Below are 23,980 nucleotides of genomic sequence, written 5' to 3'. Positions count from 1 at the left end.
CACTCGGCCCACTGTTAGTCGCCGTAATTGTGTAGGTGACAGTCGAGCCCGCAGCCGCACTAGCGGGCCCGGTTTTGACTGTCACTACATCGGCACTCTGGGTGATAGCAGTGGTAACTCTTGCCGACGGGCTGCTGCCGTTGTTGTTGGCAGGATTGGGGTCTGGGCTAGTTGAGGTGCTGCTAGCAGTGTTGGCGATCGGGCCGCCGGTGGCGGGAACTGCGAAACTGACGGTTCTGTTGGCGCTGGTTGCCCGGGCTAGGGATGGGATGGCCGTCCAAGTCACAATACCTGTAGTTGCGTTGTAACTTCCGCCCTCTGAGACGCTGACTCCTGTTAAACCAGGAACAATGGTGTCGGCGATCGCCACATTGGTTGCCGCACTCGGCCCACTGTTAGTCGCCGTAATTGTGTAGGTGACAGTCGAGCCCGCAGCCGCACTAGCGGGCCCGGTTTTGCGCGTAACAACATCGGCGCTAGCGGTGATCGTGGTGGTGACTCTCGCCGACGGGCTGCTGCCGTTGTTGTTGCCGGGATTGGGGTCTGGGGTATTTGAGGTGCTGCTAGCAGTGTTGGCGATGGGGCCGCCGGTGGCGGGAACTGCGAAACTGACGGTTCTGTTGGCGCTGGCGGCGCGGGCTAGGGATGCGATCGCCGTCCAAGTCACAATACCTGTAGTTGCGTTGTAACTTCCGCCCTCCGACACGCTGACTCCTGTTAAGCCCGGAACAATGGTGTCGGCGATCGCCACATTGGTTGCCGCACTCGGCCCACTGTTAGTGGCCGTAATTGTGTAGGTGACTGTCGAGCCCGCAGCCGCAGTAGCGGGCCCGGTTTTGCGCGTCACTACATCGGCAATATTGTTCGTGATAGTGGTGGTGACTCTGGCCTCCGCGCTGCTGCCGCTGTTGTTGGCGGGTACGGGATCGATCGTGTTGCTGCTGCTGAATACACTGTTTGTAATAGGGCCGAGTGTAGTTGGGGCCGTAACGGTTACGGTGCGGGCGGTGCTGGCCCCAACAGGTAAATTCGGAATACGCCAGGAGACCAGTCTCGTTGTCGGGTTGAAAGTGCCACTGCCGTCGGCACTGCCAAATACTGCCCCTCGGGGCAGTTGGTCTTCAACCAGCACGTTTTCGGCCGGGTTCGGGCCATTATTTACTGTCGTAATTGTGTAAGTAATGCTGCTACCCGGTGCCGCTGCAGCCGGGCCTTTTTTCGTTGTCGCAACATCTGCTGTAGTAGTCGGCACGTTTATAGTTTGGATCGACAAAGTGCGAATGTCGTGAATATTTGTTGCGTCTCCCGTTGAACCAGCAAAACCAAATTTGAATGTTGCCGGGATTTGCCCGTTTATTCCCTCTAAATTGCCAATGTCGATAATAGTCTCGCCCGGATCTGTAAACGAACCATTATTGTTGAGATCAAAGCTAACAGTAAGTTGACGGTTGGGCGTTGCAGAAGAAGTGGGAGGTTGCAAAATAACTTGAACTCTTCTTCTGGCTGGTTCGCGAGTGCTAGTAATGCTGTTGATTGGCGGACTTACGGGATTGGGAATATTATCTACTCCCCCCGGCACAAAGTTAGAAGTTAAAAACCGATATTGCGTAGCTTGGCTACCTCGAAGCGTTACCGAATCTGGTCTAGACCCGTCCGCAGTTCCGCCTATACGCCCTTCATTCTGAGTTGAAAAATTTCCGAATTCATCAAATCCAATTCCTAAATAACCTCCGAGTAAACCGGCCTGATTTTCGTTTATATTTTGGGCGTAGCCGAGAGAACCTCCATAGCCTCCAGCTTTTGTTGGCGTCACACTACCGTCAATTAAAAAGAAACTTATGCCGTCCCCTGTCAAATTATTGGATAAATTCGGACGTGCAGTGCCGTTGTAGGCAAATATATCGAAGACAATTTTAAGGCCACTGCTGGCTGGTACCGCACTGTTATAGATGGCAAAAGTAGATTGGTCAAAACTTCTTGAAGTTAATCTCAAAGCCCCGCTGCCGGGCGGGTCGATGTTCAAACCCGGAAAACTCTCCGTTCCGGTTCCTGCTGTTAAAGCTGGAAGGTCTGCCGTGCCGCTGACCCCAGATATCCAAGGCCCTATTAGACTTGCATCTTGAAAAGTTTCGTCAACTAAAGTAATGAGGACAGCGCTGTAAGTTTCCTGCGTTTTTGTTTCAAATGCTATTGCGGTTTTTACTCGTCCTGCTGTAACATTTAATTTCCAGTTTCCTCCTAACTTTGCACTGCCAATTAAATTGTTGGAAGCGGCTATATTTGCACCTGTTAGTTCTCTCAGCTTCCGCACGAAAGCCATCCCTGATTTTCCAGCCCCAACCCTACAGGCTAATAATAAAATATCGGCTTTTTCCGTGAAAGCATTTCCCCACTGCTGCAAATGCCGATCGTACTTTGGTAAGTTTTCATCCTTCAGTACAGTTGACCCCAGTTGCACGGAAGCTTCATTGCCGTGAGCAACAATCTGAAGGCTGGCAATTAAGCTGCGTTTAGCTAGAATCTCGGTAATTTGTTCTACTCCGTCCAGAGTTTGATCGAGGACAATTATCTCTGTCCCCGGTTTGACTCCGCTGGCAAGATGCTGATAATTCTCTACCCTCGGATCGATGCAAACTAAATGTTTTTTATGTTGAGTATTGACTGCCAGACTCGCTTTTGTTAAACAGGAAATATCCCTCACCCGATCGCTGACTAACTGCCCCCCCATCAAAGAAGCTTTTATGCAGTCGGTGTCGCGGCTATCGCAACTTGATTTGTGAATCGGTGAAGAGTAGTTGCACCATAAATTTTTCATGAGTTACATAGCTCCTTGATTTGTTAATTATCAGTCTTCAGTGGTAGATATTATTGTTAAGGGCTCATAGGAAATTTCTCACTGCTAATTTCTCGACTTCGCATACCTAACAAGTTCTATTTACTTCGATTTTTTTTAAATCGACATCTTCCCCAAGTATCAGTTCGCTGTATTTACCTTATAAATTAGGCGTTTTTTAGCCAAGTCAGACGTGGCGCTAAATTATTTACCTATAAGAAGAAACAGATAAGATGTACGAAAATACGCCGACGGCAGCCAGATTTACTGCCTAAAAGTAGTTGACAATTGTTCGCTTTTGGAGTACATATGGTGTAGTTATTCTGACTTTTAGTAGGACGTGATTCCTGATAAAAAACCAATTTAATGGTATTCAATCAGCCGAATCTCAGCTTATCTCTATTTCCATCAAAAAATGGTTATAAATTTTGTATTCATAAACTCCGTCCTCTGGCTTTCATCAGGAGTTAATAACTTACTAATAACCAATTTTATGCTCGTCGTTAATGCGAACAATCCAATAATTCACGAGCTTGATTTTTGTAATTTTTTAAATATTAAAATACCCGGTTTGTCAAACAAACCGAGTTGGTAAAATATCGGAAAAGTTCAGCGAATTTAAAGCGCTTTTATCTTAAGGAGAAAGAGTCAGAAAATCCAGAGAGGTAATAGTATTATCAGCCCCAAAAACCTGAGCCAAAACCTGACCAGTCGCCGCAACTTGTAGCAGTGTGCCATTGGCCATCGAGTTAAGTTGCAAAGCCTCAAAACTCAAGCCACCAGCCAGGAAAAACTTATCAGTTCCTACGGAAAAATTGAGCACAGTATCCATACCGCTATTAGCGCTTAACACAAAGCGATCGTTCCCAATACCTCCTATCAAAGTATCATCTCCCCCATCGCCAAACAGCCAGTCATCCCCTGCACCCCCATTGAGAATATCGCTATCTTTCCCTCCGTAAATAGTGTCATTACCATCATCACCATTGAGAGTATCTTGACCTTCATTGCCGTATAACAGGTCATCCCCACTGCCACCGTTGATGCAGTCTTGCTGGCCGTTAGAGCCCACAGCGCCTCGCAGATTTTCCCCGCGATCGCCAAAAATAGTATCGTTACCTTCATCGCCGCACAAAATATCGCTGCCCGAGTCGCCGTACATCAAGTCGTTGCCAGCATCTCCCTGTACTACATCGTCATCCTTGCCTCCACGAAGGGTATCGTTACCAAAACCCCCACTCAAAGAATCGGAACTCTCACCCCCACCCTGAAAATCATTGCCATCTCCTCCAAATAGCAAGTCGCGGCCATCCACATCGGACACTAACTGATTTTGCAAGCCGCCATAAAGCGAATCGTCCCCCTCATCCCCGACAATGGTGTCGGAACCGAGTTCGCCCCAAATCCGGTCGTTGTCTTTGCCACCATAAACTAAGTCGTTACCTTTGCCGCCAAAAATACTATCGTTACCGCTGCCACCGCCGATGAGATCGCCGATGTCGTTACCGAAAATTAAGTCCGCTTCATCCGTGGCAATTGTACTGGCTTGTTGAGTGCCGTAGTCGCCGATTATGGTGTCGGAACCTAGATTGCCGTAAAGAGTATCCGAGTCAGTTTCGCCAAAAATGCGATCGCCCCCTTTGCCTCCAAACAGCAAATCCCGTCCGTTGCCACCCAGCAAGGTATCGTCTTGTTCTTCGCCGTTAAGTAAGTCGTTGCCATCGCCTCCTGTCAGTAAATCGAAGCCGTCGGGGTCGCTATCGAGGGAGTTGAGCACGCCACCAAACACAGAGTCGTCTCCGTTGTCGCCGGAAAGGGTATCTGGACCTTTGTCACCCCAAATCAGGTCGTCTTCTTTGCCACCAAAGGCGATGTCGCCAGCTTTGCCGGAGTAAACGGTGTCTGAACCTTGGTTGCTAGCAATGGCATCGCCTGAAGAACCGCCAAAAATTAGGTCGCCGTCGTTACCTGTCAAGTCGATGTTGTTGCCGTTGTCGCCGATTATGGTGTCTATACCGCGATCGCCGTACAATGTGTCTCCATTGCGATCGCCAAAAATGCGATCGTCTTGTTTGCCGCCAAATACGGCATCGGTTTCTTTGCCGGCGTAAACGATGTCGTTGCCTTTACCTGCTGCGATGAAGTCTCGCTGTTGTTCGCCGAAAATAGTATCGCTGCCGCCTTCACCTAACACTGTGTCGTCGCCGCGGAGGGAGAGAAACAGTTGGTTAGTTTCGTTTCCTGTTAAGGAATCGTTTCCAGGAGTGCCGATGCTGGTGTTTTGGATGTCGATGAGTTGGGCGGCGTTGGAGTCGAAGTTGAGTATTTGCGAAGGCTGGGGTTGGATAAATGTTATCGGGGGCACCAAGGGCAAGGGGTCACAACCGCAACCGGTATCGGGTTCGGGTACAAGGTTGAATATAGGGGTTGGTTCCGGCGCGGGTGTTGGTGTTGGTGTTGGTGTTGGTGTTGGTGATGTTGGTTCCGGTGTTGCAGTTGGACTTGCAGTTGGTTCCGGTTCCGGCGTGGGTATGGGCGTCGGGGCTGGTTCCGCTGCGGGCGTGGGTGTTGGAGTGGATGCCGATGTTGGTTCCGGCGCGGGTGTTGGAGTTGGTGTTAGCCCGGGTAGGGGCGTCGGGGCTGGTTCCGCTGCGGGTGTGGGTGTTGGAGTGGGTGCCGATGTTGGTTCCGGCGCGGGCGCGAGTGTTGGAGTTGGTGCCGGAGTTGGTTCCGGTGCGAGTGTGGGTGTTGGTTCCGGTGTGGGTGTTGGTTCCGGCGCGGGTGTGGGTGTTGGCACGGGCGCGGGTGTTGGTTCCGGCGTGGGTGTGGGTGTTGGCACGGGCGCGGGTGTTGGTATCGGCGCAGGTGTTGGTATCGGCGCGGGTGTTGGTGGTGTTGGTTTTGGTTCCGTTGCGGGTGTGGGTGTTGGGATTGGTGCCGGTGTTGGAGTTGGTGCTGGTGTTGGTGGTGTTGGTATCGGCGCAGGTGTGGGCGCCGGTATCAGTTCCTTAAGGGGAATGAGAGAGACAGTAGCGACAGCCGCACTGGTGGCGCCGAGGTTATCTGTAGCGCTGTAGGTGAAATTTGCCCCTATGAAATTGTCAGACGCCTGGAAGAACAACTGCGTAATTTGCTCCGCCGTCAGGGTTTGACCTGCCGTGACCCGCACCCCCTGGCTGGGATCGCCCAAGAACAGCGTACCTTCAGTGGCTAGTGGCAAAGTGTTGATAGTAAAGGAAACCACCGTCCCGTCGGCGTCAGTTCCTCCCAGTCCGGGAATCTTCGCAGTTCTTCCCAGCAACACAGCCAGAAGAGAGTTGTTAGCCACGGGTGGCTCGTCATTAGGAGGTAATAGTGCTAGGAGAGAAGCCGTAGCCGGGGATCCACTAATCGCGCCGCGGCTGTCTGTCGCGCTGTAGGTAAAATTGGTTTCTGTGAAATTGCCAGACGCTTGGAAAAATAACTGGCTGATTTGACTTGTGCTAAGTCTTTGGCCTGCCGTGACCCGGATTCCCTGGCTGGGGTCCCCCAAGAACAGGACGCCTTGATTTGCCGCCGGCAGGGTGTTGATAGTGAAGAATTCGATCGAGTCGTCGGGGTCTTTTGCCGTCAGCACTGTGAGGTTGACGGTGCTGTTTGGCGCCAGTGTCTTGCTGAAGTTTGTGGGTACCGGCAGGTAGTTGAACGCCAGCGACACCAGAGAAACGGTGGCGGCAGGACTGCTGCCACCGAGATTGTCGCTGCTGCTGTAGGTAAAGTTAGCCCCTGTGAAATTGCCGACAGACTGGAAGAATAACTGCGTCATTTGCTCGGCCGTCAGGGTTTGACCTGCCGTGACGGCGACTCCCCCGGTTGCGGGGTCGCCCAAGAACAGGATGCCTTGATTTGCCGACGGCAGGGTGCTGATGGTGAATGTAACCACTGTGCCGTCTGAGTCTCTGCCTCCGAGCCCGCCGAGTCGGACAACGCTGTTGGGCGCAATCGCCACATTGCTGCTGTCGGCTGATGGAAGCTTGTTGGGTGTTGGCTGCGCGCTAATGGCAGTGGTGACAGTGGCTCTGGACTCGGAACCGTTGTTATTGCTGGGGTCGGGGTCAAAAGTGGTCGATCGACTCTGGGAAGTATTGCTAATGCTGTCCGTCGCTGGAACGACTACTGTTACCTCGCGGTTGATGTTGCTGCCGCTAGTTAAGCTGGGAATTGTTGGGAAGGTGACAACCCCTGTCACTGGGTCGTAAGTGCCGCCGTCCGATGCGGTGACTCCCGTTAAACCGGGAATGATGCTGTCTGTAATCACTACGTTTTCAGCAGCATTCGGCCCATTGTTGGTGGTAGTTATAGTATAAGTCACGGAACTGCCAGCCGGAGCAGATGTGAGACCGCTCTTGGACGTAACCAGGTCGGCGCGGGCTACATCGATCGAAGTAACAACTCGCCCCCCCGCCTCACCGGGCACTGCCACTGTCGAGCCGTCGTTGTTGGTTAAGTCCGGGTCAAAAGTGTCCGATCGACTCAATACAATATTCGTGATACTCGTCAGAGTAGGCGGCGGTACAAAAATCAGGCGGCGGGTGACGCTGCTGCCGCTGGCTAAAGTCGCGATCGCTGGGAACTCGATCGCCCCTGTGTCTGGATTGTAGGTTCCGCCATCGGACACGCTGACATTAGTTAAGCCGGGAATCAGGCTGTCGGTGATGACTACGTTGGTCGCGGGACTGGGGCCGAAGTTGGTAGTAGTGATTGTATAAAGTAGCGTGTCACCCACCTTGATGGTGGCCGGAGCCGTTTTTTGGGTGACAACATCGGCCACACCATCGATCGAGGTAACAACTCGCCCCCCCGCCTCACCAGGCACTGCGACTGTCGAACCGTCGTTATTCGTCAAGTCCGGGTCAAAAGTGTCCGATCGACTCAATACAATATTCGTGATACTCGTCAGAGTAGGCGGCGGTACAAAAATCAGGCGGCGGGTGACGCTGCTGCCGCTGGCTAAAGTCGCGATCGCTGGGAACTCGATCGCCCCTGTGTCTGGATTGTAGGTTCCGCCATCGGACACGCTGACATTAGTTAAGCCGGGAATCAGGCTGTCGGTGATGACTACGTTGGTCGCGGGACTCGGGCCGAAGTTGGTAGTAGTGATTGTATAAAGGAGGGTGTCGCCCACCTCGATGCTGGCCGGAGCCGTTTTTTGGGTGACAACATCGGCCACACCATCGATCGAAGTAACAACTCGCCCCCCCGCCTCACCGGGCACTGCCACTGTCGAGCCGTCGTTGTTGGTTAAGTCCGGGTCAAAAGTGTCTGATCGACTCAATACAATATTCGTGATACTCGTCAGAGTAGGCGGCGGTACAAAGCTGATGGTGCGGCTCTGGTTGCTGCCACTGGCTAAAGTTTCGATCGCTGGGAACTCGATCGCCCCTGTGTCTGGATTGTAGGTTCCGCCATCGGACACGCTGACATTAGTTAAGCCGGGAATCAGGCTGTCGGTGATGACTACGTTGGTCGCGGGACTCGGCCCGTTGTTGGTAGTAGTGATTGTATAAAGTAGCGTGTCACCCACCTTGATGGTGGCCGGAGCCGTTTTTTGCGTGACAACATCGGCCACACCATCGATCGAGGTAGTGACGGTGGCGTTGGGGTTTGTACCGTTGTTGTTGGCCGGAGTGGAGTCGGGAGTGATGGAGGTACTTCTTGCCGTGTTGCTGATGGAAGTTAGGGTGGGCGGTACTGTGAAGCCGATCGTCCGCGTGACTGTCTCCGCGTTGGCTATTGCCACGGGCGCGAAGGTGACAATGCCCGTCAGTGGATCGTAAACGCCACCGTTAGATGCCGTGACTCCCGTTAACCCCGGAACTATGCTGTCAGTGATGGTTACAGCTTCTGCAGGACTCGGCCCTAAATTGACTGTAGCGATCGTATAGCTGACCGAACTACCCGCCGGAGCATCCGTAGATCCGGTTTTGGTGGTTGCGAGGTCGGCATTGGGCGCAATACTTGTCGTAACCGTAGAGTTAGTGGGAGTGCCATCCTTGTTGGTTGTCGAGCCGTTGTTGTTAGTAGCGATCGGATCGAAAGTCGCCGAGCTGCTCCGGGCCGTGTTGCTGATGTCGGTACGGGTGGCTGGGGCGATGAAACTGACGGTGTGGGTCGCAGTAGCCGCATTGGCCAGCACCGTCAGTGCTGGGAAGGTGACAATGCCCGAAACAGAGTCGTAACTCCCCCCATCCGATAGGCTGACTCCTGTTAAACCCGGAATAATGCTGTCGGTGATAGTCACATCGGCAGCGGGGTCTGGCCCCATGTTAGTCGTAGTCAATGTGTAGGCGACGCTTGACCCGGCCGAAGTAGTCACAGGGCCACTTTTGGTAGTAACTAAATCCGCCACTGTACCGACAACAGTAGTAGAGACTACACCCGGCCCCTCGATTTGACCGGGCGCGAGTATACCGCTGTTGTTGCTGAGGTCGGGGTCGAAAGTCGAGCTAGTGCTGAATGCAACGTTCGCAAAACTGCTACCGCTGGTTAAACCTGACGGCAGATTAATTGTCAGGGTGTAAGTCAGAGTCTCACCCGCATTGAGAACCGGAATTAACGGCCAGGTGACAGCCTTCGTTTCGTTCACATAAGTGCCATTGTTCGAGGCAATCAGCTCCGGCCGCATTCCCCCCGGACCCAGCAGTTCAAAAGGTATTTCATCTTGAATCAGAACATTTGTAGCCGGCGCTGGCCCCTTGTTTACAGTAGTAATCGTGTAGGTAATGCTGCCTCCAGGCTTGACGAACTGCGGGCCAGTCTTGATAGTGGCAACCTCAGCGGTGATACTGGGAGGATTGATAGTTTCAACTACCAGGTTTTGAAGTTCGTGAATGTTGTTGGCGGCTCCTGTGGAACTGCCAAAACCAAATTTGAAAATTGGCGGTACTCGGCCGTTTGCGGTTGCCAAGTTGGGGATGTCGATCAATTTAGTTTCGTAGATGTCGTCGAAGTTTTTATCGAAGGCAACCGTTAGGCGAGAGGGATTCACCGGATCGTTAGATGGATTCAGCGTAATTTGAACGGATCTTTTGGCTAAATTGCGATCGCTCGTGAACGTATTGCTGAAATTAAAACTGGTGCCGGGAGGGCCGATAAAGTTAATACTCGTAGGAATGTTATCGATGCCGAAAGGAACGATCGCATTTGTTAAAAACTTATAACCTTCTGCTTGATTTCCTCTAACCGTTACTGAATCAGGCCTGAAAGAACCAATAGAAGAACCCGGAATCGCAGGCGGCTCAGGGCCGGAGCGCCCTTCTGTAGACGTTGAAAAATTGCCAAACTCATCAAACCCAATGCCTAAATAACCTCCCTCAATACCGGGTATACCCGTTCGTGGAGCGTAAGCCACAGAACCGCCATAACCCCCAGTCCTTGTTGGGCTAACAGTGCCGTCAATCAAGAAGAAACCCAGCCCGTCCCCTGGCTGAGGGCCAATATTGGGTTGCGGAGCCTCAAATTGCCCGCTTGAACCGTAAGAATAAAAATCAAACTGAACTCTGAGACCGTCCGTGGAAGGAATAGGGTTGTTGTAGATGACAAAGGCTTCCCGAAGGTTTACTGCAGGAGTTAATCGCAGAGCACCATCGCCGGGACTCGAACCGCCCAAACCCGGAAGCACCCCAGATACTGTGCCTCCCGTAATGCCGGGGATAAGTTGATCGGCTGCTGGAGCGTTGCTGCTCGGATTGAACAGTGCCCCGTCGTTTCCCCCGTAAATCCACGGCCCCCTAACTGTGGAGTTTTTGAAAGTTTCGTTAACTAATATGCCGAGGGCGTAAGGGTAGGCTTCGAGCACTTCTTTTTCAATGGCGATTCTCGCCTTTATTTCCCCAGTCGCAAATTTTAATTCCCAGTCGCCGCCGAGTGCCGCACTCCCCGTCAAGTTGTCGGAAGCTGCAATATCTGCACCCACCATCAAGCTCAGCCGCCGCACGAAGGCCGCGCCGCTTTCCCCTGCTGCGACGCTGCACCCGAATAACAAGATATCTCCTCTCTCGCTGAGGGCTTTTCCCCACTGCTGTAACAAATGGCTGTAGGTTTCTAAGTTGTCGTTGCAGAGTTCGATCGATCCTAGCTGCACGCCCCCTTCTCGACCGTGAGAAACTATCTGAAGGCTATCTAAATCGCTGCAAACCGCCAGAATTCTAGTAATTTGCTCGACTCCATCCCGTGTCGAGTCCAGTACAAATACCTCTGTATCGGCTGTTGCTCCTCTTGCCAAGCTGTCGTAGTTCTCTACTCTGCCATCGAGGAACAGTACATTTTTTATAGTCCGAGAAGGCAACCACGGGAAGTTTGCCCCTACAGTTGATCGCAAAAATTCTCTGTGGGGATGCCCAATTCTCGTGCCGCCACGAAGTTTCTGGGACAGGGGCAACCACGGGGGGATTGCCCCTACTGTTTTTACTTGTTTTATTGGTTTTTTCTGATGATAAGTTGCTGTTGTTTGGGATTTTGCGCCCCCAATCCTTGCGGGGGAGTCACATCTTTTTGGAGTGATAAAAATTGGTTTGTTGCAGATGCTTTGCATGGTCAAATTGGCTCACGGATTGTAGATGATGTACCCACTTCAAGATGATAATTATCACCTATTGACAAGGTTTAATTGCAGAGTAAGAGAAGCTGCCACTTGACTTGGAGCAATGGCAAAAAGCTAATTTTACTCAGCACAAAGCAGTGCTATATTGATATTTGATAGCATTGCAAATATCGCCGGCAGAAGCGCTGAGAATTGGGGGTTTAAATCCCAAGAACCTCTCTATCGGGTGATATTTTGCCTTCGGCTTTTTTCTTTTCTGTTAGCGAGTGTATCTGTTACACGCCTGTCTCTTACATCGCGCAGTAGATAATAACACGAGTTCTCAAAAATTTACTTGATGAGGTTTTCTGCAGATCGTCTAATGCACTTTAATTTGCCGATAAAATTCACTATCTCTGGACGCATAAACCGGGTTTGATGAACCAAAAAACTGGGTTGCAGCCGTCGCTCACGGTAAAAAACTCGGTTTCTTTGGTTTGGGTGTGCAAGCCCTATTCACAATAGCAACTAGACATTAATTAGGGAGTGATAGCCGTCACATAATTATGCTGACCGTGCCCGAAGTGTCATTCAACTGATATCTTTTACCATTCTCAATAACCATTCTATGGAGGGTTCTCCTGCCCAGTCCATAAGAAAATTCACTTGTTGTGGAAAAGGCCAGAAAGCCTATTCTTGAAAATGGTGCAACATATGAGATTCAATTGAAATCGGCATACCCTGTATCGACGAAGCGTCTTAAAAATTCATGACTTGGAGTCTGGAGATAGCAATCTAGGTTTGAGACTGTTTCGCTACGATCGCAAAAACAGATTAGTGCCGCCCACAAGCAACTTCTCAAACTGTCCACAAGCGAGTCTTCGAGCTGGTTTCTGTTTAAGATAAATGCTCTGGACAATGTTTCGTGCAGAATTTTTCATGATGTTTTGGAGAAACTGATTTGGAGATTTGCTCCTGTGCTACTTACGATTTTTGTTGGCTAATTTTCTTAACTGCGGGAGTTACGCCCAGGAGACTAGAAACCCAATTTATGCCTAGATTTTTCGCCACCCAACCAAAATTCATGATCTAAACTTCGTTTATGATCGTAAGTCCTCAACTAGAAAAACACCGATCGCAATCCGCGTGTTATGGCAACTGTAACCAAGCAATAATGCTCGATTAGGTTTTAATTGCTGAGTTGGGGCGTGGGTCGTCCCAAACAAGCTTCACCAATAATCATTACACGTAAGTACATACTAACTCATGGATTACTACATCCGCAAATAGACGTAGATACAAGCACCAATACAAGCTATATCTTTTCACCGCGAGCGCCAAGAGTTCTGGCTTGGTAGTACCGACAACCTTGACAGGGCCCAGAAGGATTGACAGCGCAGCGAATGTAATTAGAGCGGGCGTTATACTCGCAAGTGATATCGCCGATCGAATAACCGAGGCTTTGTATGTAAGTGCGATCGGCAGTTGCTAGTTGAGTTCGCAGGGATCTATTGGCTACCGCAAGTCTGGCCGCTGCAATTCTGTCGCGGGCTTGGCTCTGGGCAGAGCGCATCACCCACAAAGACAGCAGCGAGGGAGCTAAACCTATGAAAATAATCAGGAGAGCAGTTAGCACATTTTCAGAGATTATGTGGAGAATATGTTTTTTGATTTAGGCCATCGGCAACAAAAAATCCTCCCCAAGAAGACGGTTTTAAATAAGAAAAGTTCCCGATCGAGTCTCAAACTAGGCCGCCCCTGTGTTAAGCGTTAGCTGGCGGGTGAGGAGGGCGATGATCGCGCGCCGCGCCAGGGTTAAACAAAGCCAGAAACGCAGATATGATGTGATATTATGTCAGGTGAATCGATTTTAGATTTTAGATTTTAGATTTTAGATTTTAGATTTTAGATTAAAGAATTGAAGCATTGACCCCACGGATAAATTCCGGGACTTGTTTATGGGATACAGGTTTTTTATTTCTGGGTCCTGAGTCTGCTTTCGGAATGAATCCGGGGGCTTGTATCCTGGATGCTTTCGGTCAATTACCAGCCATCAAATACAGCATATTCCATGTAGATGTAGAGCGCGAGAAACCGGGTTTCTTGAACAGAATTAGTTTAGAGGCAAGAACTGTAAAGAAACCAGGTTTATGGGGTGTACTTCATAAACCTGGAATAGGCTTGTTTGAGAAACCGGTTGCTCTCCCAAACCAAAACGGTTAAACCTTAGCAATATCTCCCGCTAAATCCATCAACGAACCCGCACCTTCCACCTTAGCAACATCTAACAAAGTCTTCAAAACCGAATCGGGATTCAAACTAATCGAATCAATTCCCAACTCAACCAAGAAACGAGCAAACTCAGGATAATCGCTGGGTGCTTGACCGCAAATCCCAATCTTGCGATCGTACTTCTTAGCGGCTTTAATGGCAATTGCTACCATTCGCTTGACAGCTTCATTCCGTTCGTCAAAAATGTGTGCGACTAAAGCCGAATCCCGGTCTAATCCTAATGTTAGCTGAGTTAAATCGTTAGAGCCGATCGAGAATCCGTCAAAAACTTGGGCAAATTCGTCAGCAAATATGACATTGCTCGGCAATTCGCACATCACATACACTTGCAAGCCGTTCTCGCCCTTAACTAAACCGTGTTTTGCCATCTCGGCTAACACTTTTCTGCCTTCCTCTGGGGTGCGGCAAAATGGAATCATCGGAATCACATTTGTCAAGCCCATTTCGTCGCGAACTCGCTTTAATGCTTTGCATTCCAAAGCGTAAGCTTCGCGGTAATTTGGGTCGTAATAGCGAGAGGCGCCGCGCCACCCGATCATCGGGTTTTCTTCCTTGGGTTCAAACTGCCGCCCTCCCAAAAGATTAGCATATTCGTTGCTCTTGAAATCGCTCATCCGCACGATAACTGGATTTGGATAAAATGCGGCGGCAATTGTGGCAATTCCGTGGGCTAGTTTGTCGGTGAAGAAATCGGGTTTGTGTTGGTAAAGTGCTGTCAGGTTGGCAATTTCTTCTTTGACTGATTCATCTACCAATTCGTCAAAGTGAATCAGTGCCAGGGGGTGTGCTTTAATGTGATTGGCAATGATGAATTCCAACCGCGCTAAGCCTACGCCGTCGCAAGGAATGGCTGATAAACCAAAGGCTTCTTCTGGGTTCCCGACATTCATTAAAATTTTAGTGCGGGTGCGGGGCAAATTCTCGATCGCAGTTTCTTGAATTTCAAAAGGAAGCAAACCGGAATAAACTTTGCCTTCCTCTCCTTCGGAACAAGAAACAGTGATTTCTTGCCCGTTTTTCAAGATTTGGGTGGCATCGCCGGTGCCGACAATGGCGGGAATTCCCATTTCTCTGGCGATGATGGCGGCGTGACAAGTGCGGCCGCCGGAATTGGTGACGATCGCACTTGCTTTTTTCATAATCGGTTCCCAATCCGGGTCGGTTTTGTTGGTAACTAAAACTTCTCCTGATTGAAATTCAGCGATTCTGTGAACGTCTAAAATCACGCGGGCTTTGCCTTGTCCGATTGATTCGCCAACGGCGCGTCCTTTTGCTAAAACTGCACTGCTGCCTTGCAATTTGTAGTTTCGCAAAACTTTAGCCGACTTTTGAGATTGTACTGTTTCGGGTCGCGCTTGGACAATAAATAATTCGCCCGTATTGCCGTCTTTTGCCCACTCAATGTCCATCGGGGTGTATGTCCCGCGCACTTTAGAGTAGTGTTCTTCGATGACTACGGCCCATTTTGCTAGTTGCAGAATTTCATCATCTTGGATGGCAAATTTATTTTTTTCGGCGGCGATGACGGAGACGTTTTTGGTGTATTTAGAACCGCCGATATCGTACACCATTTTGAGGGTTTTGCTGCCGAGTCGTTTCTCTAAAATTGGGCGAAAACCTTGTTTTAAGGTTGGTTTAAAGACGAAGTATTCGTCGGGGTTGACGGTTCCTTGGACGATGTTTTCGCCTAATCCGTAGGCGGCGGTGACTAATACGGCGTTTTTGAATCCGGTTTCGGTGTCGATGCTGAACATGACGCCGGAGGATGCTAAGTCCGATCGCACCATTTTTTGGACGCCGACTGATAGGGCGACTTCAAAGTGGTCGAAACCCCGCTGTTGGCGGTAGGAAATCGCGCGATCTGTGAATATGGAAGCAAAGCATTTGTGACAGCATTCGAGGACACCAGCGCAAGCTTGGACGTTGAGGTAGGTTTCTTGCTGTCCCGCGAAACTGGCGTCGGGTAAGTCTTCGGCGGTGGCGGAGGAACGCACTGCTACGTCTGTACTGTCGCCGTAGCGATCGCACAATTTTTCGTAAGCATCCGCGATCGCCGCTTGGAGTTCTCGCGGAAATGGTGTGTCGAGAATCAGTGCCCGCGCTTGCTTGCCTTTTTGTCGCAGGTTCTGCAGATCTTCTACGTCTAAATCGGCAAAAATTTCGCGCAATTTAGCTTCTAAACCCGCTGACTGGATGAAGTACCGGTAAGCGTGTGCTGTAGTTGCAAATCCGTTGGGAACTCTGATTCCTTGACAGGTTAATTGTTGAATCATTTCGCCCAAAGAAGCATTTTTACCGCCTACTAATGGGATGTCGGCGATGCCGACTTCATCAAACAACAATACTAAGGCTTTTTCTTTGGGAATTAAACCGGGTTTTTGTTCAATTGCTAAATTTTCGATCATTGCTTTTTTTCCTCTCAACTTCATCTCAGTTCGGTCAAAGGACAGTAAACAAAAGACAGTTTATTGGGACTTGTAATTTTGTTACCAAAATTCTCGGATTTTTTCTTAGGCTGTATCAACCGAGTGTTCGATTGCCTCTATTTCAAGATTATCACTTTTTGGCTAAATAGCAAGGCCGGTGGAGATATTTTATTTGATTGCAAAAAGTAAAGAAATTGCAGTAATTAGTTTATGTAAGGTATTATAAAAGAAGTGGTAAAAATATGAATAGCGAAGATAGTTCCCAACGCTTTTTGGGCGTTGAGCGCTCATTGGTGTGGGGATATGGCTCGGATTGTGTGGGTAGCGGAATCCAAGGGCAACAAAGGGTGGGGTTCGATCGCGCGATCGGCTGAACCCGCCCAAAAACGGATACTTACTTTCCGACAGAAGTCGTGAGTCGCCCAAAATTGGAGATTCTAGTTCCACATCCCCGATTCATCTGTGGACTAAATCTAAAATTTAAAATCTGGTCACAGGGGCGATCGCCCAAAAAAATACTAAGCAGCTTAGTTTCCTCCTGAAACCCAGCTTCTAAAAACCTTAAAAATTTTCCCTCTGATTGCGTTAGCCTACTTAGAAGAAAAACACAGCCGGATAGATATTATATAGCGGTTCTCAAAAAAGTGACGTATGCCCACGGAGGCCTATGCCCTATGCCCACGGAGGCCTATGCCCTATGCCCATGAGTACCTCATATGAGAGCTCGAAAGGCTATATATTGCACCATTTTCAATAAGCCTTTTAAGGGCTGGTTAGAAGAACCCCTCCCAAGAAAATTTACTCTTTGTGAAATGGGTCGGAAAGCCCGTTCTTGAGAACCGTTCAACCTTTGAGATAAAGTGCATTGTAATTATTGAACCAAAGAGTTTTTAACTGGGAAGGGCGGGATTTGTGGCTATACAATTCTTTATATGCTATAATAGTTAGCTAAACTGCCTTATTACAAAAAACAAGGTATATGATATCAGTTTTGAGCCCACCCGCAAAGCGAAATGGCTTTAAAGTTCTTCTGGTCGAAGACAATCAAGCAGAAGCCGATCTGATCGAAGAATTATTATTAGAAACAAATGTCAGTAGAGCCGAACCCCAAAGGCTATCAGTAAGTTGTACAGACTGTCTCAGCAAAGCGCAGGAACTTTTGGTAGGCGAAAATTTTGATGTGATTTTACTAGATCTTTCGCTGCCCGACAGCCAAGACTTAAATACAATTGTCAAAATACAAGAATATAGCCTGAATACTCCGATTGTCGTCCTGACTGCCCGCAACGATGAAGAGCTTGCCGTGCAGTCAATCCAAGCCGGCGCTCAAGATTATCTAGTCAAGCGAAAAATCGACAGCGAAGTGTTAATTAGATCGCTTCGCTACGCAGTCGAGCGACAGCAGAACCAAGAAGCTTTACGAAAAAGCGAAGAAAAATATCGGTCAGTAGTCGAGAATTCTCTGGTCGGAATTGCCATTATTGCTCCTCCAATTTCTCCCTCAGAACCCGAAAAATGCGAGTGGTTGGAAGTGAACAATGCTTTGTGCGATTTGCTGGGATACAATCGCCAAGATTTTTTGCACATAAAATGGGATCAGTGGGGTTTTCCTGATGACTTGCAGGCCAGTTTAGAGCAGTTAAAAAAAATTTTTGCCGGGGAGAGCGAAGGCTATGTTCTAGACAAAAGGTGGCGCAGAAAAGACGGAAAAACAGTTTATACTAGAGTTTCCCTGCGCTGTATTCGCGCCCTAGACGGCTCGATCGACCACATGATTAAAGTAGTCTTAGACGTGAGCGATCGCTACCGTTACGAAGCTCAATTAAAAGCCTCAGAAGAGTTTTTAAATCACACGATCAATTCTATTCCTGACCCGATTTTTGTCAAAGATGAGCAGCACAAATGGATCGTATTAAACGATGCTTTTTGCAATTTGATAGGAAAAAGGCGCTCGGAACTGATTGGCAAGTCAGGATACGATTTTTTACCCCCAGCACAAGCGGCTTTTTTTTGGCAACAAGACGAGGAAGTATTGCAAAGAAGTCTTTCTCAGGAAACAGAAGAAAATTTTACCGAGGCCTGCGGCAAAGAACGCATTATATCTACAAAAAGAACAGTTTTTAAGAACGCCGATGGTCGTCAAATGTTGGTCGGCACAATGCGAGATGTGACCGAATACAAACGCCAGCAGATAGCGTTGCAGGAAAGCGAAGCTCGATTTCAAATAATGACCGACAACGTGCCGGGAATGATCTATCAATATCGGCTTTATGTAGATGGTAAAACATCTTTTACTTACGTTTCTTCCGGCAGTTGGCAGATATACAATTTAAAGCCAGAACAAATAGAAGAAAATGCCGCTTTGGCTTTTGCAACAGTTCACCCAGACGACATCTCAGACTTGCAGCTATCGATGGCAACTTCAGCGGCGACTCAGCAAGCTTGGCAACACCAGTGGCGACAAGTTATGGGAGATCGAGTGAAATGGCTGCAAGGCGCGTCGAAGCCAGAAAAGCAAGCCAACGGCGATATAGTTTGGGATGGTTTGGTGATGGATGTTACGGAATTGAAACAAACCCAGCAAGACCGCGATCGATTTTTTAATCTCTCGCTGGATTTACTTTGCATTGCAGGTTTTGATGGCTATTTCAAACGCTTAAACCCCGCTTGGTCAAATGTATTGGGTTATAGCAGTGATGAAATCTTAGCCAAACCTTTGATAGAATTCGTGCATCCACAAGACCGAGAAATTACTGTAGCGGAATTAGAAAAACTTAAAAAAAGCCACCCCGTTATTAGCTTAGAAAACCGCTATCTTTGCCAAGATGGTACTTATAAATGGCTCTCGTGGACAGCATCGCCGTTTGCAGAAGAAGGTTTGATTTATGCAGTGGCTCGCGACGTTACATTTAGCAAGCAAGCTGAAGCTGAATTGGGTAAGAGCGCAGCCACAAACCGCGCTCTTTTAAATGCGATACCAGACATGATATTTCGCTGTCGGGCAGACGGCACTTTTGTAGACTTCAAACCGGCCAAAGATTTCGAGAATATCCTACCACAAAAATCACTAATTGGCAAAAAAGCACAAGACATATTGCCGGCTGCTTTTGCTGACAAAATCTTGTCGGGCCATCAACAAGCGATCGACACTGGCGAGATTCAAGTCGTAGAATATCAAATGCCAGTTAAGGGTGAACTGTACGATTTTGAAGCGAGAATTGTCTTCTGCACAGAGGACGAAATTATCGCGATCGTCCGCGACATCACCAATCGCAAACGTTTTGAGTCAAAACTCCACAGGCAAGCAGCGGCAATGGCCCAAGCTTCCGAAGGTATCGCCATATTCAGTGCCGACAAAGAGGTGATTTATTGCAACGCAGCACGACTAAAAATCTACGGTTACGACTCTCTCGAAGAAATCTTAGGTAAAAGTTGGAAAATCTTCTACCAAGGTGCAGAACTGCAAAGGTTCGAGCAAGAAGTCCTGCCGACTGTAGTGAAGAAAGGTTCTTACAGCACCGAAGCAGTAGGATGCCGTCGCGACCGCTCGGAAGTCCCTCTAGATGTCTCGCTGACAATGCTGCCCGACGGGGAAATCATTTGCATTGTTCGCGATATTTCCCAAAGAAAAAAAACAGAAGCAGCATTGCGGGAAAGCCAGCGGTTCGCTCAGCAAATTGCTGGAGCCAGTCCTAATATTTTGTATGTTTGTGACTTAATTGAAAAAAAAAATATCTATGCAAACGCTTCTATCTACCACATTCTTGGCTATACAGTAGAGGAGATTCAGGCAATGGGGCCGTGGATGATGTCAACTTTAATCCACCCCGAAAATTTAATCAAAATGCCTGATTATTTACAGCAAGTCGAAACAGGCAGCGAAGGGGATATCTTTGAAATTGAATACAGAATTAGGCACAAGGATGGTTCTTGGCGCTGGATGGTCAGCCGAGATACTGTATTTGCGAAAACAGCAGACGGTAAGTTACAACAAATTCTCGGCACGGCCACTGATATTACAGAAAGCAAGCAAGCAGAAGATGAAATAAAGCTGTTGCTGGCAGCAACTCAAGCCATTAGTCAGTCGGCAGATTTTCAGAGCGCCCTCCCAGATATTTTGCGGTTGCTGTGCAATGCGATCGGCTGGAATTTTGCAGAAGCTTGGATACCGAGTGCTAACGGTACTTTTTTGGAACACAGCGAAACTTGGTACGCTAGCGATCGCGATTTAGATAGGTTCGGCTGCGAAAGTAAAAAAATTAGATTCGCCGCCGGAGTGGCAGTACCTGGACGGATTTGGTCAACCAGAAATGTAGAATGGATTGAAGATATTTCTCTAGCCAAAAATCATCTTTTTGCCCGATCGCAAATGGCGAAATCAGTCGGATTGAAAGCTTGTTTCGGAGTGCCAATTCACGCTAGCTCAAAGGTGCTGGCAGTTTTAGTATTCTGCAAGCGCGATCGCTCGATTATGGAACCGCGTATAGTAGAGTTGGTCAAGGCTGTAGCGACTCAGTTGGGCGATCATATTCAGCGCAAACAAGCCGAAGAAGAATTGCGTAAAAGTGAAGAACGCTGGCAGTTAGTTCTCAAAGGCAATCAAGACGGAATTTGGGATCTGAATCTTCAAACAAATGAAGCTTTTCGATCGGCCCGCTGGCAAGAAATTATCGGTTACACAGACGGCGAAATCGACAGCCGCAACACCGCATGGATCGATCGCATCCATCCAGAAGATCGCTCACGAGTGCAAGCAGCGATCCAAGGTTATCTCGATCGGCAAACCCCCAATTACGCCGCCGAATACCGCTTGCAGTGCAAAGACGGTAGCTATAAGTGGGTGCTCGCTCGCGCTCAAGCAGTGTGGGATGAAGCCGGAAACCCTCTGCGGATGGTGGGTTCGATGACGGATATCAGCGATCGCAAAGCAGCAGAATTAGCTTTACTGCGGGTCACTCAAGCCGTCGAAAGTACCAGCGACGCGATCGCGATCGCCGACTTGAATGGGCGGTCTATTTACCACAATCAAGCCTTCATTCAGCGCTACGGCTACACGGTGGAAGAACTCAATGATATTGGCGATATGGCCGCGCTTTATGTCCGACCTAAAAATTACAAACAAATCTATAAAAGCCTTCGCCAAGGTCGCTCTTGGTGTGGCGAACTTTCACTGCAAACTAAGAGCTGCGAAGCAGTAACTGCTCTGGTGCGAGCTGACAGTATTCAAGATATTAATGGGAATTACATCGGCTTAATTGCAGTAATTACAGACATCACAAAACGCAAAGAATCTGAAGTAATTTTGCGCCAAAAGTTAAAGCGCGAACAGTTGGCAGTAGCTATGCTGGAACGCATTAGGTCTTCTCTAAATTTAGAAGAAATTCTTACCAAAACTGTCGAAGAAGTGCGACAGTTTTTGCAAGTAGATCGCACAGTTATTTACCAATTTAATCCCGATTGGAGCGGGTTTATCGCTGTAGAGTCGGTTGCCGAAAATACCCTACCCATTGTAGGAATGGATATTTATGACCCATGTTTTGGGGAAGCCTACGTTACTCTTTACCGAGACGGCAGAATTAGAGCAACAGAAGATGTTTACAATGCCGGTCTGGCCGACTGCCACTTGGCTTTGTTGACTCGGTTCGAGGTGAGAGCGAATCTGGTAGTGCCGATTTTGCAAGGCGAAAACTTGTGGGGGCTGTTAATTGCCCACCACTGCACGGGCCCGCGTCCCTGGCAACAATTGGAGGGAGAGTGCCTAAAACAATTGGGGGTGCAGTTGGCGATCGCCATTCAGCAATCGACGCTATTTGAACAAGCACAAACCGAAATTGCCGATCGCAAACAGGCAGAAGCCGCCCTGCAATTAGCTAAAGAAGCCGCCGAATCCGCCAACCGCGCTAAAAGCGACTTTCTCGCCAACATGAGCCACGAATTGCGGACGCCTTTGAACGGGATTTTGGGATACATTCAACTGCTCAAAGTCGATAAAAATTTGACCGCAGATCAGCAGGAAAGTCTTAACAACATTCACCAGTGCGGCAACCACCTGCTGACGCTGATTAATGATGTTTTAGACCTCTCAAAAATCGAAGCGAGTAAAATGGAGCTGTCACTGACAAATGTGCATTTTTCCAGTTTTGTTAAAAGTATTATTGATTTGTTCCAGATGCGCTCTGCTCAAAAAGGAATTGCTTTTAATTACGAGCAGGTTTCAGCCCTGCCAGACGGCATTTGGGCCGACGAAAAAAGGTTACGTCAAGTTTTGATTAATTTGCTCAGTAATGCCGTTAAGTTTACGAACAGCGGCAGCGTTACCTTCAAAGTCGGTTATGCAGAAAATTTCCCCGATAATTATCCTCAAACCAACTGCGAAAATTCTAGTTTGACAGCGGAAATTGCCACTCAAACAATCAATTTGGCCGGGAATATAGACGCGCAGCAAATGTCGAACCCGCCGCTAGGAACAACAGAGGCGCGCGAGGTGACAACAGACAATACCGGCGATCGTACCCCTACCCCTAAAATTCGCTTTCAAATCGAAGATACCGGCATTGGCATTTCTCAGAATAAATTAGAAGAAATATTTTTGCCTTTTCATCAAGTGGGCGATCATAAAAATTTCGTCGAAGGTACCGGCCTGGGACTTTCGATCAGCCAAAAATTAGTCAAAATGATGGGCAGCCAAATTCGCGTCCAAAGTACCTCCGGCAAAGGCAGCATATTTTGGTTGGATCTAGACTTGCCAGCAGTCGCCCAGTGTTCGGAACTCCCCTCCCGGCAAGAAAAAAGGCGGCTTGTAGGTTTTATCGGCCCCCAGCGGAAAGTGCTAATCGTGGACGATCACGAAGTAAATCGCGCCATGTTGCACAGGCTACTTGTTCATTTAGGCTTTGAAATTGCACAGGCCACAGACGGCGAAGACTGCTTGCACAAAGCACAGGAATTTCTACCCGATCTAATTTTAATGGATTTGCTGATGCCCGTAATGGACGGTTGGGAAGCTACCAGGCGGCTGCGACAGTTGCCGGAATTAAAAGATACGGTTATCCTTGCTTTGTCCGCTAACGTTTACGAGACTAGCAGGCAACAGAGCATACTTGCAGGTTGCGATAATTTTCTCACCAAGCCGATTCAAACTAACGAGCTTTTAGAATTATTGCGCCTGCATTTGAGACTAGAATGGGTTTACGAAGAACGAGCGCAAACCAAAAAGCGGACAGATCAAACTGCAAAAGCATCTTCTGAGATTGCTGCTGCTGACTCAACGATGGTGTCTCCGGCGTCAGAGTCAGTCTTGGCGTTGTTAAGATTGGCTGCAATGGGCGATATTGAAGCTATTCTGGAAGAAACTGCTAAACTCGAACATTCTGACCCGACATTAGTGCCTTTCGTTCATCACCTGCGCCAACTTGCTAAAGGATTTCAGCTCAAGCAAATTCGAGATTTTTTGAAGCAACATTTGTCCTAAAATTGACGGTAGCTAACAGACCACTCAAAATCAGTTAAATCTCGCGCCCTGAGTACCATTCTCAATCAGGGGTTCGGGCCTCCCGCGAAGCGACAACTTAATCTGCTTGGGCGGCCCGGACTCGCAGCCTGCTCCTCAAACGGTTATTGCAAATAGAAGCATCTAGGAAGCAACCGGGTTTGGAGCATCTCAATGACAGCAGCCAAGCTAAAAATTGGAGTTTTGAGGCAGGAGGCAGGAGGCAGGAGGCAGGAGGGAAGAGGAAGAAGGAAGGAGCCAGAAGAAGTGTTTTTACAAATATGAGATGCTCCCACCGGGTTTCTAGATCCGCAAAAAATTCATTGAATCACGTTTTACGTCACAAACCACAACTCAACACTCAAAAATTTGAAGATTTC

General features: G+C 48.6%; 6 protein-coding genes. 2 read left to right on the top strand and 4 right to left on the bottom strand.

What is annotated here, in order from left to right:
• From QUA00_RS09565 to ppsA, 4 genes are all read right to left on the bottom strand, one after another.
• Positions 1-2,815, bottom strand: a 2,815-nt coding sequence (locus tag QUA00_RS09565; RefSeq protein ID WP_333409462.1) for a DUF4347 domain-containing protein, incomplete at its 3' end; no start/stop codon positions are given.
• A gap of 652 nt (positions 2,816-3,467) precedes the next feature.
• Positions 3,468-11,192 carry a DUF4347 domain-containing protein gene (locus QUA00_RS09560; RefSeq protein WP_333409461.1) on the bottom strand — a complete coding sequence of 2,575 codons (7,725 nt, stop codon included), beginning with the start codon at positions 11,190-11,192 and terminating at the stop codon, positions 3,468-3,470.
• Between the two features lie 1,516 nt (positions 11,193-12,708).
• On the bottom strand, positions 12,709-13,029 hold the full coding sequence (locus QUA00_RS09555) for a DUF6464 family protein (protein ID WP_333409460.1): 321 nt from the start codon (positions 13,027-13,029) through the stop codon (positions 12,709-12,711).
• 583 nt (positions 13,030-13,612) lie between these two features.
• Positions 13,613-16,090, bottom strand: coding sequence for a phosphoenolpyruvate synthase (ppsA, locus tag QUA00_RS09550; protein WP_333144082.1), 2,478 nt, complete (start codon positions 16,088-16,090; stop codon positions 13,613-13,615).
• A gap of 263 nt (positions 16,091-16,353) precedes the next feature.
• On the opposite strand from ppsA, the gene QUA00_RS09545 reads away from it, so the two are divergent.
• Both QUA00_RS09545 and QUA00_RS09540 read left to right on the top strand, forming a co-directional pair.
• Positions 16,354-16,485: a hypothetical protein gene (locus QUA00_RS09545; protein WP_333144081.1), complete on the top strand. Its 132-nt coding sequence runs from the start codon at positions 16,354-16,356 to the stop codon at positions 16,483-16,485.
• A 605-nt stretch (positions 16,486-17,090) separates the two neighbouring features.
• Entirely contained in the window at positions 17,091-23,582 is a 6,492-nt protein-coding gene (locus QUA00_RS09540) for a PAS domain S-box protein (RefSeq protein ID WP_333409459.1), read from the top strand.
• Positions 23,583-23,980 lie beyond the last annotated feature (398 nt).

Source organism: Microcoleus sp. T2B6 (assembly GCF_036700475.1).
GTDB lineage: Bacteria > Cyanobacteriota > Cyanobacteriia > Cyanobacteriales > Microcoleaceae > Microcoleus.
This window is presented reverse-complemented; position numbering and strand designations above follow the sequence as displayed.